Annotated in this window: 16 protein-coding genes; 8 read left to right on the top strand and 8 right to left on the bottom strand. The window is 51.5% G+C overall.

Annotation, left to right across the window (positions count from 1 at the left end):
• Positions 1-13 precede the first annotated feature (13 nt).
• Both EDM21_RS03310 and EDM21_RS03305 read right to left on the bottom strand, forming a co-directional pair.
• Positions 14-808 carry an adenosylcobinamide amidohydrolase gene (locus EDM21_RS03310; RefSeq protein WP_235918014.1) on the bottom strand — a complete coding sequence of 265 codons (795 nt, stop codon included), beginning with the start codon at positions 806-808 and terminating at the stop codon, positions 14-16.
• A 4-nt stretch (positions 809-812) separates the two neighbouring features.
• Positions 813-1,055, bottom strand: coding sequence for a hypothetical protein (locus tag EDM21_RS03305; RefSeq protein ID WP_157332902.1), 243 nt, complete (start codon positions 1,053-1,055; stop codon positions 813-815).
• Positions 1,056-1,316: 261 nt separating this feature from the next.
• On the opposite strand from EDM21_RS03305, the gene EDM21_RS03300 reads away from it, so the two are divergent.
• The gene (locus EDM21_RS03300) at positions 1,317-1,634 is read left to right on the top strand and encodes a hypothetical protein (protein ID WP_157332900.1); all 318 of its coding nucleotides are present in this window, start codon (positions 1,317-1,319) and stop codon (positions 1,632-1,634) included.
• A gap of 111 nt (positions 1,635-1,745) precedes the next feature.
• Here EDM21_RS03300 and EDM21_RS03295 read toward each other — a convergent pair whose 3' ends face one another.
• Together EDM21_RS03295 and EDM21_RS03290 are read right to left on the bottom strand one after the other, a co-directional pair.
• A complete protein-coding gene (locus EDM21_RS03295) occupies positions 1,746-2,072 on the bottom strand; it encodes a hypothetical protein (RefSeq protein ID WP_068773750.1) in 327 nt (108 codons plus the stop codon).
• Positions 2,073-2,179: 107 nt separating this feature from the next.
• Positions 2,180-2,755 carry a xanthine phosphoribosyltransferase gene (locus EDM21_RS03290; RefSeq protein WP_157332898.1) on the bottom strand — a complete coding sequence of 192 codons (576 nt, stop codon included), beginning with the start codon at positions 2,753-2,755 and terminating at the stop codon, positions 2,180-2,182.
• A 292-nt stretch (positions 2,756-3,047) separates the two neighbouring features.
• Here EDM21_RS03290 and EDM21_RS03285 point away from each other — a divergent pair, with 292 nt between their 5' ends.
• Positions 3,048-3,692: a hypothetical protein gene (locus EDM21_RS03285; protein WP_157332896.1), complete on the top strand. Its 645-nt coding sequence runs from the start codon at positions 3,048-3,050 to the stop codon at positions 3,690-3,692.
• Between the two features lie 66 nt (positions 3,693-3,758).
• Here the strand turns inward: EDM21_RS03285 and EDM21_RS03280 are convergent, their stop codons facing one another.
• Positions 3,759-4,370 (bottom strand): VTT domain-containing protein, encoded by a 612-nt coding sequence (locus tag EDM21_RS03280; protein WP_166541806.1) that lies wholly within the window; start codon positions 4,368-4,370, stop codon positions 3,759-3,761.
• 104 nt (positions 4,371-4,474) lie between these two features.
• Between EDM21_RS03280 and EDM21_RS03275 the strand changes: the two genes are divergently transcribed.
• Complete coding sequence (locus tag EDM21_RS03275) at positions 4,475-5,515, top strand: YkvI family membrane protein (RefSeq protein ID WP_157332895.1); 1,041 nt, start codon at positions 4,475-4,477, stop codon at positions 5,513-5,515.
• Positions 5,516-5,764: 249 nt separating this feature from the next.
• On the opposite strand, the gene EDM21_RS03270 is transcribed toward EDM21_RS03275, so the two are convergent.
• The 3 genes from EDM21_RS03270 to EDM21_RS03260 are packed head-to-tail and all read right to left on the bottom strand — an operon-like array spanning position 5,765 to position 8,656.
• Positions 5,765-6,766, bottom strand: a complete 1,002-nt coding sequence (locus tag EDM21_RS03270) for an ROK family protein (protein WP_157332893.1) — start codon at positions 6,764-6,766, stop codon at positions 5,765-5,767.
• 18 nt (positions 6,767-6,784) lie between these two features.
• Positions 6,785-7,573, bottom strand: coding sequence for a DeoR/GlpR family DNA-binding transcription regulator (locus tag EDM21_RS03265; RefSeq protein WP_157332891.1), 789 nt, complete (start codon positions 7,571-7,573; stop codon positions 6,785-6,787).
• A gap of 24 nt (positions 7,574-7,597) precedes the next feature.
• A complete protein-coding gene (locus EDM21_RS03260; protein ID WP_157332889.1) occupies positions 7,598-8,656 on the bottom strand; it encodes an SIS domain-containing protein in 1,059 nt (352 codons plus the stop codon).
• A 90-nt stretch (positions 8,657-8,746) separates the two neighbouring features.
• Between EDM21_RS03260 and EDM21_RS03255 the strand changes: the two genes are divergently transcribed.
• The 5 genes from EDM21_RS03255 to EDM21_RS03235 all read left to right on the top strand — a co-directional run bounded on the left by EDM21_RS03255 (position 8,747) and on the right by EDM21_RS03235 (position 14,490).
• Positions 8,747-9,616, top strand: a complete 870-nt coding sequence (locus EDM21_RS03255; RefSeq protein WP_157332887.1) for a class II fructose-bisphosphate aldolase — start codon at positions 8,747-8,749, stop codon at positions 9,614-9,616.
• Between the two features lie 26 nt (positions 9,617-9,642).
• Positions 9,643-10,572 carry a 1-phosphofructokinase gene (gene pfkB, locus EDM21_RS03250; RefSeq protein WP_157332885.1) on the top strand — a complete coding sequence of 310 codons (930 nt, stop codon included), beginning with the start codon at positions 9,643-9,645 and terminating at the stop codon, positions 10,570-10,572.
• A gap of 257 nt (positions 10,573-10,829) precedes the next feature.
• Positions 10,830-12,344 carry a spore germination protein gene (locus tag EDM21_RS03245; protein ID WP_157332883.1) on the top strand — a complete coding sequence of 505 codons (1,515 nt, stop codon included), beginning with the start codon at positions 10,830-10,832 and terminating at the stop codon, positions 12,342-12,344.
• A complete protein-coding gene (locus tag EDM21_RS03240) occupies positions 12,341-13,429 on the top strand; it encodes a GerAB/ArcD/ProY family transporter (RefSeq protein ID WP_157332881.1) in 1,089 nt (362 codons plus the stop codon). The genes EDM21_RS03245 and EDM21_RS03240 overlap by 4 nt, the downstream gene beginning before the upstream one ends.
• Positions 13,426-14,490: a Ger(x)C family spore germination protein gene (locus tag EDM21_RS03235; RefSeq protein WP_157332879.1), complete on the top strand. Its 1,065-nt coding sequence runs from the start codon at positions 13,426-13,428 to the stop codon at positions 14,488-14,490. The genes EDM21_RS03240 and EDM21_RS03235 overlap by 4 nt, the downstream gene beginning before the upstream one ends.
• The last annotated feature ends 10 nt before the right edge of the window (positions 14,491-14,500 follow it).

The following is a 14,500-nucleotide window of genomic DNA, read 5'->3' as shown; positions in this document are numbered from 1 at the left end:
CGCTTCAGGCGCATCAGGCCCCGCCTGATCCGGGGCCCGCGAGCACTTGGGCGTAGATGCGGCCGGATTCCATCGCCGCTTCGTATACCGCACGGCCGATCATATGGCCGAGCAGTGTCGCCGTGCCCGCGTAGAGATGGGCACGGCCGCTCTGCGTGGCGGCGATCAGCACCGCATCGGTCGTCGTGCCGGTCGCGGCCGATCCATCCTCCATCGCCACGCCAAGATCCTGGAGCGCCGCTGCCTTGGCTTCCGTCGCGGTGATCACCGCATTGACCATGGCGGCATCCGTAAGTTTACCCTCGATCACCACGATTACGTTGATCGTACCGGGAAATAATGCCGCCGGAGCCAGTACGCGTCCGGCGCGTGCTTTGTTGCTGTAGCCGACCGTCACCCAGACGCTGACGGCGATGTCTCCGCTTGGGCCCGCCTCATAAGACCCCTCTGATCGGGCGGGACCTGTCTCTCTCCATCGCATATGACAGCGTCCTACGCCGCTCATATGCACCGATGTCAGCAGGCAGGCTGCTGTGGCCGCCTCTATTTCGGAGCGGTTCAGAAAATCATCCATTTCGGTCAGCGGATCCTCACACATGTAGGATTTATCCACTTGACGGTTTATCAGCCTGCTGTGAAATCCGAAGCCCCCGCCCCACGGGGCAGAGTTCAGCGTTCTCAGAGGCTGCTCCGATTCAAGAAGTAAATACCGGTCTCCCTGCCCGTTTCGGAGCGTCTCTGTAAGTGCAGCCGCAGGCTCGGAGACATAACGGAATACCTCTGCCGAATCTTGCTTATCGATCGCCAATTCTTTAGCCCTCCCCGTCCTCTTCCTTGGGCAGTGTGAACTCCGGCGGCCGCGCTTCAATATACGGCTGATACACATAGCCGCGGTCCAGTTCGACTACTTTACGCGTTCTCTTGCGCACAATTACCTTCTTCTCGCTCCAGGCTACTATGTAGCCGCGTATATCATTACGGGGGTCGGCATCCCTGACAATTCTAAGCAAGGTGCCTTCTACCCGGTATTGATCCAACTGCTCGTCACTAATCATAAACAGGCTGCCTCCTTAGTCGATCTGCATTATAGCGGCTGTCCCGCCAAGCTTCTCTACTAGCATACCTAAAACTGCCCGCTGCGCCAAGTTCTCTGCTTGGGATCTGTCTTACGCTGATTCACCATATCCTGGCATAGGGTAATGAAAAATGCGGCTTGCCCCTGTTTTAGATCGAAAATACTTGGGCAATCCTGATAAATGAAACAAACCGAAGAAAACTGAAATGAAATCTCATACATAAGAAGGGAGCGAGGCATAATGGATGTGGATAATAAAAAAACGTTTTTCGTGAGCGTAAGTGCCGGACAAATCGTGGATGAACCCGGTGAAATCAACTTTGATTTTGAAATCCGTGCAACGAGTGAAGAAATCGACAAGCTTGCAGAACTATTCGAGGTGCTGGAAGAGTCCGACAATAAAACACATTTCCGGGCTCTGCTGCCTTTTAAGGAATATCACAAAGATAAAGAGAACGATGAGTACGATTACGAGCTGAAAGAAATTTACCAGACCTTGTACAATCTTGGAACGGAAGAGACACGCCAGCATATTCAGAAAATGAATGTGCTTCAATGACGAAACGGCCGCCTGAGCGGTCGTTTTTTTATTATCTTTAAATAATATGGCTTAACAAACAAAAGACCTGAGGGATATTGTCCCCACAGGTCTTATTCAAGTTCATTCCTGCTAACTAACGTGTTCTTTTGAATCGGTGTTTTCAAACCAGTCGTCGAGCACTTTGCTTGACATCACACGCTTCTTGATATATTCCACCTGCTGCACAGTAAACTGAGATTCCCATTCAACCGACAGTTCCATTGAGAACTTGACGACAGTGAGGAGTTCAGACCATGCGACATAACGTTTATACCAGAAAAATTGCGGATGCTCAATCATATACGGGTACAAATCATCAAATTCGGTATGTTTGCAGTCCAGGGCGCGTTCGAAATGGTTCTTCGCTTCGGAAAGCTTCTCCAGCAAGTACTCAGCCGGAATTGGCCCGTTTTCCATAGCGATCCCTCCTCTCCAGTTACGTAACTCTATTATATCGAATATACCCGCTACAGGAAAGCATTGACGCAGAATGAAAATGTTTTCATAAATTGCCCGACATTTTCTTAGCAGTCGGCAAAGTGAATCTTTCCGTTCTCCAGGGACGTGATCGTAACCAGAGACTCGGTGCGGATACCCTGCTCCCGGATAGAACGTCCGCCTGCCTGAAATGCTTTCTCAACTGCAATGCCTACGCCGGTCAATACCGCACCCGAACGCTCTACAATCCGGATCAAACCGCGGGCTGCATCGCCATTGGCGATAATATCGTCAATGATTAGGACACGATCACTCGGGGTTATATATTGAGAAGACACCATAATGTCGGTCACGATCCCTTTCGTAAATGACGGGACTCTTTCACAATACGTATTCTCATCCATGGTCACTGATTTTTTGCGTCTGGCAAATACAAATGGAACACCGAGTTCGTTAGCTACAGCAAAAGCAAGCGGGATTCCTGAAGACTCTATGGTCAAAATTTTAGTCGGGGCACTCTCAATAAAACGGCGGGCGAATTCCTTGCCCATTTCTACGATTAATGCCGGGTCAACTTGATGATTCAAGATGGCGTCCAATTTAACGACTTGGTCGGAAACGACACTTCCTGCTTCTATAATACGCTCTTTCAACAGTTCCATTGCTTCTCCTCCACCTTTGAATATGTGTAAACGTACCACAAGCCAAACATAGGTTTCAAGTCCCATTTTGCAGCATTCCTGCACGTAAGCGGAAACTTTTTGACCTCTATACCAGTCTTATATAGTAAGATCCTAATTTAGTCCGTTTCAGGTTCATAGAGACGTGTCCTAAATAGATATTACCTTCTATTCTGAACGTAAATTGATGTTGTCTCCATAGACCATAAAGCTTATGATAAGGATTGTCGCTTTTTACGTATTTGTTGGCGACAGTAAGAAAGGAACGATTGCAATGAAGAAACAACTCCACAGAATCGTGCTGATCGGCTTTGCGATCGCCATCCTGCCCGCTGCGACAGGCTGTGAGACTGTACATAACCTGCAAAGCAATGACCAATCCGGCGCTGCTGCTACTCCGGCAGTAACTTCGAATACGAATAAACCTGCGCCGTCCACTCCGGATCCGGATCGTTCGGCAGCTGTCTCCTCTAACGGGGAAGAACCTTCGGATATGGTCAAGGAGAAACCGCAAGTATCCCCGGACAAGGCTTACCGTGTTTCAAAACCTACTTTAATGGGGGCCACACTGGGTACTCCCAAAGAAGAAGTGTTGAATCTATTCGGGAAAGCCCGGAATACATTCATTATGGATGAGGATCCGCAGGCAGTAACCGTCTACGAGTACCCGGATTTCTCCATCGGATTTAACGTATTCGACCGGCTCGAATTCATTCAGGTCCTCTCTCCTGATATTGATCCAGGCCTGAGCGGACTTCACCTTGGCGATTCGATCGGGGAGGCTTTGAACGTACTCGGGAAACCGGATAACCGGACCGATTACGTCCTGGCGTACAAAGCGCTGAATACGATTCTCAAACTGGATGTAGATCCTGGAAGCGGAACGATCAAATCGATCAAACTGTTTCCGGCCAGTTAACCCGCATACAGAAAACCGTGCTGCAGCCAGCACGGTTTTTCTATGTCTGTCTATATCCAATCTCGCTTATTCCGTTTTATTCGCTTTCTTGCGCAGGATATAGTAAATCAGAAAGCACAATGCACCCACGATAACGAGCACCGTAATGGTGATGCCCAGATACTTGTGAAGTGCCTGCAGCACGATTTCGAAATTCTCCCCGATAAAATGGCCCAGCGAAAGAAAAACCGTACACCACACCAGCGCTCCCGATCCTGCGAATAGAACATAGCGCAAGAGCGGAATTCCGCTAACGCCCGCATAATAGCAAGTAAGATGCCGTAATCCCGGAACGAAATAACCGAAGAAAATCGCCCACATGCCATGCTTGTGAAACCACTTTTCGGCTCGTTCCAGCTTCTCCGGCTTTAAACGTATCCAGCGGCTCACTTTATATAGGAAAGGTTTGCCGAGACGTTTGCCCACCGTATAGGAGATCATCATCCCCGTCATCGTCCCCATATAAGAAACGATCCAGGAGTATGTAAAAGATAAGGGACCATTCTCCAGGGTGAGGGATCCGATAAATGTCATCAACGTCTCATCCGGAACCGGCAGTCCGATAATGCCGGCTGCAAGCAGTGCATAAAGAGCCGGATATCCATAAGCAGATATCAGCTCGAAAACCGTTTCTTTCACTCCATAACACTCCTAACGGGATAACACCCGTACGATTCAAATTGCTGTCATGCCCGTCCCTTCCCGAACATACCTTGTACTATAAAGATACAAAGGGGGGATTCATGGCTTTGAAACCATGGGCGCAAACCGCACAGGTGGCATTTACTTATGTGGGAACAATTGTGGGTGCCGGCTTTGCCTCCGGCCAGGAAATCCTTCAGTTTTTTACCCGCTACGGTACGACAGCCGCCCTCACTATCGCGCTGGCAAGTCTGTTGTTCGTCTGGCTCGGGATCAAACTGATGCTGATGGCAAACGATGTTCAGGCCGAATCCTACGAAGATTTAAACAAAGTTCTATTCGGACCAAAAGCCGGCAAATGGATCTCTATGTTTACTATGATCATTCTATTCGGGATTTCTTCCGTCATGCTGGCCGGCGGCGGATCCGTATTCTCCGAGCATTTGTCGATGTCATTCCAAAGCGGTCTGCTTGTGACCTTATGCTTGTCTTACATCGTGATCTCACGGGGCATCGGCGCCATAATGACGGTCAATACGATTGTGGTGCCGATCATGATCCTTTTCAGTCTGATTCTCGTTAAGTATACGTCCACGCTTCCTACAGCCGGGGCCTGGCTCGCGATCGAGACCGACTCTTCCCCGATCCGCGTCTGGATGGCGCCCCTCTTGTATACGGGATTCAACCTGGCAACCGCACAGGCCGTACTGGTACCGCTCGGCTCCCAAATCCGGGACCGTAAAGTACTCGTCCGGGGCGGTATTATAGGCGGCCTCGTGATCGGGCTGCTCCTGCTGGCGGCCCATTATGCACTCAGTGCGCAGATGCCCGGAATCGGGCAGTTCGACATACCGATGGCCAGCATCATGACCGGGCTCGGGACACTGATTCCCTTCATCTATCTGCTCGTTATATATGGTGAAATCTTCACGACTTATTTGGGCAATATATATGGCCTTACTCTGCAGGTGCAGCAGCGAACGGGACTTAGCATCCGAATTGTCCTGCCGGCCCTGCTCGGTTTAAGTTACGTTGTCAGCCTCATCGGCTTCAAATCACTTCTGACTTTCCTCTACCCGCTGTTCGGCGTGGTATGCTCGGTCTGGCTCGGTATGATGATGTGGAAGAATCGTTCTGTTTAAACAAGCAGTGACTGTATTAATACTAGTCGACTCCCCGGCTTCAATGCAATCTGTATTTGAAAAAAATTCCTGAGTCCATCTTCTATATAAGACGACTTCTTACCAGGAGAAGTTTCTGTCCGAATACAAATATCTGCTTTTTTCATCATAAAAAGACCTTTCCGTAGCTTTCGCTGGACGGAAAGGCCTTTCCTTTTCATAAAGTTCTAAACAGGGAATACTCCTGTATAAAGAATAGCAATCGTCTGTTTACGCTTCTTCGGAACGGACGCTCTCAACCTGCTGCAGAGCTGCGCGGCTTGCTGCGAATGCCGCACTGCCGATTACACCGCCGTCATCGATCAATGCGCCGGGGTGAATCGTGAGGCGGTCCCAGTAGCCGTGGTAGACGGACTTCCGGAGTTCATCACGCATCGGCCCCAGCAGCCGCTCGCCAGCGAGCGAAGCACCGCCGCCGATGATAAGCGCATCCGGGCTGTACAATGTGACGGCATAGGACAGGCCTCTGCCGAGCAGCTTGCCCGTATGGTTCATGATCTCGATGGCGAGGGCGTCACCCTCGTCATAGGCCCGTGAGACATCAGCCGCTGTAACATTCGCGGCTTCCGCTCCCGGGAACCACTCGCCAAGCACGCTCTCGCGTCCGGCGGCAAGTGCCTCCCTCGCCTGCCGGGCGAGGCCGGTTGCCGAGGCAACCGTCTCCAGGCAGCCGACCAGTCCGCAGCCGCATGGTGTGCTCTCCCCGTCGCCGACAATGATGTGCCCGATCTCGCCGGCCATAAAACCGCCGCCGTAGTAGAGCTGCCCCTCATTAACCAGGGCAGCCGCCATTCCCGTACCCAGCGTAATGCCGAGTACGTTCGCATAGCCTTGTCCAGGCCCCTTCATGGCTTCGCCGAATATGTACATACGGACATCATTATCAATAAATACCGGAACGCCGAGTCTGGCTCCGAGGATGTCGGAAACCGGCACATTGTTCCAGCGCAAATTGCTTGCAAAGGTGCATACTCCCCGCACCGGGTCAATAAAACCAGGCGTGCCCAGACCGACTGCGCCAAGCTGACTCCGGTCGATATTCTGTTCACGCAGAAGATCTTCAATCATAACCGCGATTCTCTCCAGGACAAAATCGCTGCCGTTAGCTGCCTCTGTCGGCTGCTTACTCTTGGCAAGTAAATTAAATTCCTGGTCCAGCAGCCCGCATACTATATTCGTTCCTCCAAGATCTACACCGACGAAAAAGCTCATACCCGTCCGTCCTTTCCCTTATGCATCCGCATACAAAGTGGTAATGCCGTGCTGCTTCAGAACCTTCTCCATGTCAGTCCCCAGCGGGGCATCTGTGATACAAACATGCACATCCGCTATCGGGGCAATGGAAAACAAGGAGGTTTTGCCAACCTTGGTATGGTCAAACACTGCAATCGTATGCTGGGCGCGGCTCATTAACAGGCGGGCTGTCTGTGCTTCCAGCTCGGAGAAGGTCGTAATCCCCTTGTCCGCCGACACCCCGTCTACTCCGAGAAACAGCTTCTCAATATTGAGATGCTCGATTGTCTTCTCAGCCAGCGGGCCGCTCAGCTCAAAGGTTTTACTGCGCATGACGCCGCCTACGACGACGACCTGAAGGCCCTCGCTGTCGGACAGCTCCATGGCGATATTCACGGCGTTCGTGACGACCGTAATCCCCTGCCGCCACTTCAATTCGCGGGCAATCAGGAAGGTGGTCGTTCCGCCGGTCAGACAGACGCTGTCCCCTTCCTCGATTAAACCGGCTGCCCGCCGTGCAATCGCTTCCTTCTCCAGCCACAGCTGCTGCTTCTTCTCGGCGAATGAAGTCTCCCGTACCGCGGATAACCCTTCAAAGAGGGCACCGCCAATGGTACGGACGATATCGCCTTTCTTCTCCAGCAGGTCCAAATCACGTCTTGCAGTCGCTTCCGAGCACTGAAATTGCTCGATGATCTCCTGAATCGTGATCCGTCCCTGCTGCTTAAGCAGCTGCATAATCTGCTGGCGCCTGAGATCTCCCTTGGAAGAAGTTGCTTCATTCATTCTGCTGTCACTCCGTCACACAAGTTAAATTTGGACGAACTGGGTCAGGTTGCGCGGATCATCCGGGTTAAGGCCCAGTTTCATGGCGCTGTAATACCCGTTGTATTGAACGGCCGGCAAATAAAGCACACTGCGGGCTTCATCGCTGACTTTTGCGCCGCCGACTTCAATAACCAGATCCGCAAAATCCGTATCATCTCCGCGCTTCGCGGTGATAAGCAGAACCTGTGCCCCGTAATCTTTCATCTCACGGGCTACTTGCAGCTCGTATTCACGTGTGGATTCGGAAAGCAGCAGGCAGACAAGCGTACCGGAATCGACGATCGACTTGGGACCGTGACGGAATTCCAGGGTACCGTACGCTTCTGTCCATGTGTAGGTCATTTCCTTCAGCTTGAGACAAGCTTCAAGAGCAAGACCGCCGAGTGCGCCCAGGCCGAGATAGACCGTCTTGTTACAATCATGTGCCGCTACCCATTCTTTGATGATGGTATCCGAGGCTTTGACCAGTTCTTCGTCTAATTCTAACACAGTTTGAAGCTCTTGTAAGTATGCGTCCTGACCGGATGCCATCGCGATTGCGGCCTGCATCATGAACGTCATCGAGCTGAGCGATTTGCTCATCACCGTGCTCTTTTCCTTGCCGAGCGGCGACAACAGGCATTCCGTCATGCCGAACATTGTACTCGTTTCATGTGTAGTTATTCCGCATGTATCTATATGAGGTAAACCTTTTACAGATTCCAGAGCAAGAATAACTTCATGGGACTCTCCGGAACGGGATACGCCGACAATCAGGATCCGCTTGTCTCTGGCAAGAGTGGCATCCCGGATAAGAAAGATATCGGAAGACGGCTGGGCGGATGCGCTGCGTCCTGTCCATTTGCGGAAGGTCGCCGCCATGGTGATCGATTGATAGTAGGAAGAACCCGATCCGATAAATACAACCTCATCGTATTTCTCGTTACCAATATAACGGTTCACCCAGTCTGATTGCTTCTGAAGCTGCTCCCAGGCGGCCTTTATAGCCTCCGCTTGAGCGCTGATTTCTTTATAAGTGATTGGAACATTCTCGTTTGACATCTTCTATTTTCCTCCCTTATAATCAACATAATGAAATTATAAATCATTTTTTTGATCGTTTCAATCATTTTGTAGGAGGAGGTCTTCAAAATGCCTCATTTGATTTCATCTACCGCTATGCTTCAAACTGCCCGCAAGAACGGATACGGTATTACGGCTTTTAATGTACATACCCTTGAAATGCTGCAAGCCGTCGTCGATGCTGCCGAGGAACTGCAGGCCCCGCTCATTCTGCAAACCACGGTTGGTACCGTAAAACATCTCGGACCCGACTATATCGTTGCCGCCGCCGCTACAGCAGCCAAACGTTCTACGGTTCCCATCGCGCTTCATTTGGATCACTGTACCGATTATAATCTGCTTATCCAATGTATCCGTGAAGGTTATACTTCCGTTATGATTGATGCATCCATGCACCCTTTCGAAGAAAATGTCCGCCGTACGCAGGAAGTCGTTAAAGTAGCTGCCGCAGCCGGCGTTAACGTAGAAGCGGAGCTGGGCAAAGTAGGCGGCGTCGAGGACGATATCGTAGTCGCCGACGAAGACGCGCTGCTTGCCGACCCGGACGAATGCGTGAAGTTCGCAGAGCTCACCGGCGTCCCTACTCTAGCGCCGGCAATCGGTACCGCTCACGGCATTTACAAAGGGGAGCCGAACATTGCTTTCGGCAAGCTGGAACAAATTTTCGCCAAAGTGGATCTCCCGCTCGTCCTTCATGGCGGTTCCGGCATTCCTGCCGATCAGGTCAAGCGCTGTGTCGCACTCGGGATGGCCAAAATGAACGTCGCTACCGAACTTCGCATTGCGTTCTCAAATGCCATTAAGACTATATTCGATGCAAATCCGGAAGAAAATGATCCGCGCAAATACATGGTTCCGGCCAAAGCAGCAGTAAAAGAACTGGCGCAGGCCAAAATGCATCTGACAGGCTGCGTTGGCCGCGCCAAAGATTTCCGCTAGCCGCCAAGACAGGAGATGCTGTTGTCATGATAACGACCGTAACGCTCAACGCCGCCATCGATAAAACTTACACGGTATCCTCTTTCGAGATGAACCGCGTCTTACGAATCGGTGAAATGATTGCCGTAGCCGGCGGCAAAGGGGTGAATGTCGCCCGGGTGGTTCACACTCTGGGTGAGCCGGTAACCGCAGCGGGCTTTGCCGCCGGATTTAACGGGCAATTCATCCGCCAGAGTCTGGATGAGGAAGGCATCGGGCATGATTTCATCGAAGTTCCGGGTGAATCCAGACTGTGCCTGACCGTGCTCGATACCCAGAACGGCACGCAGACGGAACTGCTGGAGCCCGGCCCCCGGATTCCGCCCCCTAGTCTGGAGGAGCTGAAATCCAGGATCGCTTCACTGGCGGCCGCTTCTACGCACGTATGCTTTTCCGGCAGCCTGCCCGCAGGATGCCCTGCGGACTTGTACGCAGAGCTCATCCGGCTGACGCGGCTTGCAGGCGCCGAAGCCGTGCTCGATGCGAGCGGAGATGCGCTGGCGGCCGGCCTGGAGGCAAGGCCCCTGCTCATCAAGCCGAACGAGCACGAAATCGAGCGGCTGCTCGGCAGGGCCGCCTCCTCCGACGAGGACTTGGCCGGCTGCATCCGCGAACTTATGGGCCGCGGGATCCGCCATGTCATCGTCTCGCTCGGCGGCCGGGGGGCGCTGGCGGGCAGCGGCGGCCGTCTGCGGCGTGTGCAGCTGCCGCCAGTCGCCGCCGTTAATCCTGTCGGCAGCGGGGATGCCATGGTCGCGGGCATGATTACCGCGATCCGCAGAGGATTCAGCGATGCCGATATGGTCCGCTTCGGTGCCGCATGCGGAAGCGCCAACGCCTTGCACGCCCAGGCAGGCGTTGTGACGATGGAAGAGGTCGAGCGGCTGCACCGCGAAATCCGGGTCACCGACTATTAGATCCTATTATTCGGAACCATAGAATATAGAATTCGATCCACATATCACATAGAAGAAACAGCCCAAAAACCTTCACTCCCCGCGCATGCGGTGAAGAGAAGGTTTTTTTGCGTTCAGAGAAATACAGGAACGGATCTCTTATGAAAGCATCACTCAAGAATTTATCTGATTTGTGAAAACAATTTGGTAAACTTTTGGACTTCAGGGTATCCTACCCGTACATCTTGTCAGTCATAAGAAACGGAGGTTGTTTGAGGATGAACAGACAAACGCACAAACAGAATGAACGATTTAAACAAAGCGAAGCTTCGGCTCCTACGGTCAATACGGATCACTATAACATCCCCCTTTCTTCCGATATTCAGCAGCAAATCCAGCAAATTCAAGAACTCCTCCAAACGGATGAACTCCAATGGGCCATAGAAGAAGACGGAATTTCCGGCTGCATGTATATGGATACTTTTATAGATGATCAAGCCTTTCAGCAGGATATTGTCCCTCGTCTGGGCAGATGGGAACACCATTCGAACGAGTGGGAGAAATTATTCCCCAGCGGAAGCGCCGTAAGTAAAGTTTCGGATATGCTCCAACGCTTGCTGCACGGTGATGTCATTCTTCTCCATGAAGCACTCGGAGGCAGTGCGATAGCAGTACCCGTTCCATTCCAGAAGGGCCGTGCGATTGAACCGCCCAAGGTCGAACGTGTTATCCTCGGTCCACAGGAAGCTTATGTGGAAGATCTGCGCGTAAATTTGGGTTTGCTGAGAAAACGCCTGCGGGATCCGAATATGGTCGTCCGCTATTACGAAATCGGTCAGCGCACTAAGACGGCAACCTGTCTTGTTTATATCAACGACATTGCCCGTGAGGAATGGGTACAGGAAATTCAAAATAAAATAGCCCAAATTGATATCGATTCCATCCTGATTCTTAAGGATCTGATGGAATTTATAAACGGAAGAAACCTGACCCCCTTCCCTATGTACGAGAAAAGCGAGCTGCCCTCACGCAGTGCGCTCTATCTCCAGAAAGGGAGAATCGGCATTATGATTGACGGCACCCCCTTTATGGCCTTCCTGCCAACCAACCTGCTGACCAGTTTTATTGGCGGGGAAGCAGTCATTCACGGGACGATCATCCCTTTATTCGTGCGGATCATCCGGATCATCGCTTTTATCATCGCTCTCTACGCACCAGCGGTATACTTGGCTCTCGTAACCGTCGATTCTTCCGTGCTGCCCACTGCTTTTGCGATATCCATCGCGCAGGATCAGCGGGGAATCCCCTATTTAAGCCTGTTCGAGACGCTTATGATGATGCTGGTCATGGATTTATTGAATGAAGGCATGACTTATGTACCGGGGAATGTCGGATCGGCCCTGAACGTGGTGGGCTCCCTCATTATTGGACAGGCGGCAGCCCAGGCCGGATTAACGAGCAAATTCATGATTATTATTGCCTCGATCTCCGCTGTCGGCGCCTATATCGCTTCTTACCAGATTTCCTACGCTGCGCGCCTGTGGAAATATCCTTTAATTCTGGCCGCCGGTTTCTTCGGATTCTATGGGATTACCGTAGTTTCGGTACTGCTGCTCGGACACCTGGCCGGACGCAAGTCACTCGGTGTCCCTTATATGAAACCGCTGAGCCCGCTTGTCTTCCGCGATATCCGGGGAACTTTCTTTCCACCCGATCTGAGAAAAGTCATTCTTCGTGAAGAGACCTTCAAACCCGGTAATAAAACCCGTCAGAAGGGAGATCCGAATTCATGAGCTACCCTCGAATATCCGCCACGGAGTGGTTCGTCATTCTAACGGTCTCCTCCATTGCGATGGGTCCGATCCGTTTTCCGGCCTACCTGGCCAAGCAGATGGACCAGCACGGATGGGTTCTGCTGCTGGCCGCACTGTCCATCTCCCTCTGGAACACGTACATTGCGGTGGCGTTATCCAGAAAGCACAGCGGAGAAAGCATTACAGAGTGGTCCCGCCACTATCTCGGCAAACCGCTGGCGGCAGTCTACACGCTGTGCATCGCCATTTACTTTTTTGTCTGGGGGATGCTGACCTTCGCCGAACACTGGCTGTTGACTTCTTACTCCACCTTGAAGGAAACACCTGTCTATCTGATTGTCCTGCTCATGCTTCCCGTCGTGCTGTATATGCTGCTGCAGGGACTCGAAGCCTGGGCCCGCCTGTTTCTTCTGCTCGGTTATGTGCTGGTCATCTGGCTCATCGTCATCAACCTGCCGCAGCTGGTCAACTCGGACTTCTCGAATCTGCTTCCTCTGGGTAATTTCGGAATCGACAAAATGGCGGGCATGAACGCGCTGACGATCTTTTACCTGTTCAAAGGGTTCGCTGTTCTTTATTTCCTGTATCCTTATCTGAAAACGGAGAAGAGGCTGTTTGGTTTATCGGCTCTGGCAACCGGTGTGGCGGGCATGGAGCTCCTCTTTGCTTTTCTGCTGCCTCTCACCGTTTTCGGAGCCAAAACCGCCAAGACGTTCACTTTTCCTTATCAGGAATCGATGGAAACCGTTCCGTTCTATCTTCTTCCTTTTGAAAAATTAAGCTTCATCGCCCCGCTGTTTTTCGTACTCGTAACCATTATGATTCTGATCGTATCGATATCTTGCTGCACACAGGCGATCTGTTCCCTGTTCCCCCGCCTTCGCGAGAAGACCGTATCGACTCTGATTACGATTATGATGGGGCTGACCTTGCTCCAATCCTTATCCGTTCATGATGTAGATTTTCTCGTCCTGTCAACAGCCATTGTGTTCGGCATCCTGTTCTTTCTGGTCCCGAATTATATGTGGATGGTCAGCTTATTTAAAAAGGAGAACCCGGCATGAAGCGCCTCCTGCGGGTTCTGACCGCTCTGCTCCTGTCCCTTGGCCTTACAAGCTGTATGGATATTACGGAAATCCGGGAACAGGCTTTTATCGTCGGCTTCGGGCTGGATCGGACAGATACAGGCGAGCTGGAGATTAATCTCATGGAAATCGATATGTCCGGAAGTGGTGGGGGCTCGGAAGACTCCTCCAAAACCCAAGAGCAGAAGTTCCTGATCCGTACAGCAAGAGGAGCAGACATCCCGGAATGCCTGCGTAAGATCAGAATGCGGCTTCAAAAACAGCTTTCGCTGGATAAGGTGACGTTTGTTGTTTTTGGTGAAAAACTCGCCCGCAGCGGCATTTCGCCTTACCTGGATTTCCTTGTCCGCTCCCCTTACATTGATCAGACGGTGCATGTGCTCATCACTCCAGATCCGAAGGAACTTCTCAGGAAGGATCAGGGAAGTCTGAACCGGTTTGCTTCCAAAGGCCATGCATTCGTGCCCGCTTATATTCCGACCCGCCTCTGGCAGGTAAATAAATACGCTACGAGTTCATTTAAAAGCATCCACTTGAACCGGTTCAAAATGATCGAGGGAGAGCTGAACTTTGAAGGAGAAAGCTTCCTGTTGAAAGATAAGCTAGTTACGCAGCTGGATGGAATTGAGTCTAGGCTATTTAATATTTTGTACGGAAAAGACTCCCAGCAGGTTATCCTTTATTTGGACCCCGAACACCAAACCTCTGTCCAGATCGGTTCAGTCCGCCGTAAAATCAGCCTAACCCCCGAGAGGGTCCATCTCGTTTACCGCATTCAATGCGAAATATTGGAAAGCAAAGAAAAGAGCCCATACTCCAATATTCTAGCGCTGGAAGAGAAAGCGAACCGCTATTGGGAGAAGGAATTAACCCGCATCATAAACAGAACCAAGGCCAAAGGGCTCGACATTCTTGGGCTGGGAGAAAAATTCCAGAGTAGAGGATGGGACACAAGCGACTGGGAAGAAAAAATAAAAAAGCTGGATGTCTCCTTGGAAGTTAAATTGGATATTCTGTCACCCGCCGGAAAAAGGGATTAGCACACACGGT

Origin of the sequence: Paenibacillus lutrae (assembly GCF_009757775.1) — a bacterium.
Lineage (GTDB): Bacteria > Bacillota > Bacilli > Paenibacillales > NBRC-103111 > Paenibacillus_F > Paenibacillus_F lutrae.
The sequence above is the reverse complement of the archived record's forward strand: the minus strand, read 5'-3'. Positions and strand labels throughout refer to the sequence as shown.

Bases quoted from the DNA above. Each gene is read 5' to 3' on its own strand.
- EDM21_RS03305 (WP_157332902.1), bottom strand. From the start codon at position 1,055: ATGATTAGTGACGAGCAGTTGGATCAATACCGGGTAGAAGGCACCTTG.
- EDM21_RS03270 (WP_157332893.1), bottom strand. From the start codon at position 6,766: ATGAGCTTTTTCGTCGGTGTAGATCTTGGAGGAACGAATATAGTATGC.
- EDM21_RS03260 (WP_157332889.1), bottom strand. From the start codon at position 8,656: ATGTCAAACGAGAATGTTCCAATCACTTATAAAGAAATCAGCGCTCAA.
- EDM21_RS03255 (WP_157332887.1), top strand. From the start codon at position 8,747: ATGCCTCATTTGATTTCATCTACCGCTATGCTTCAAACTGCCCGCAAG.
- EDM21_RS03300 (WP_157332900.1), top strand. From the start codon at position 1,317: ATGGATGTGGATAATAAAAAAACGTTTTTCGTGAGCGTAAGTGCCGGA.
- EDM21_RS03265 (WP_157332891.1), bottom strand. From the start codon at position 7,573: ATGAATGAAGCAACTTCTTCCAAGGGAGATCTCAGGCGCCAGCAGATT.
- EDM21_RS03285 (WP_157332896.1), top strand. From the start codon at position 3,048: ATGAAGAAACAACTCCACAGAATCGTGCTGATCGGCTTTGCGATCGCC.
- pfkB (WP_157332885.1), top strand. From the start codon at position 9,643: ATGATAACGACCGTAACGCTCAACGCCGCCATCGATAAAACTTACACG.
- EDM21_RS03275 (WP_157332895.1), top strand. From the start codon at position 4,475: ATGGCTTTGAAACCATGGGCGCAAACCGCACAGGTGGCATTTACTTAT.
- EDM21_RS03240 (WP_157332881.1), top strand. From the start codon at position 12,341: ATGAGCTACCCTCGAATATCCGCCACGGAGTGGTTCGTCATTCTAACG.
- EDM21_RS03290 (WP_157332898.1), bottom strand. From the start codon at position 2,755: ATGGAACTGTTGAAAGAGCGTATTATAGAAGCAGGAAGTGTCGTTTCC.
- EDM21_RS03235 (WP_157332879.1), top strand. From the start codon at position 13,426: ATGAAGCGCCTCCTGCGGGTTCTGACCGCTCTGCTCCTGTCCCTTGGC.
- EDM21_RS03245 (WP_157332883.1), top strand. From the start codon at position 10,830: ATGAACAGACAAACGCACAAACAGAATGAACGATTTAAACAAAGCGAA.
- EDM21_RS03295 (WP_068773750.1), bottom strand. From the start codon at position 2,072: ATGGAAAACGGGCCAATTCCGGCTGAGTACTTGCTGGAGAAGCTTTCC.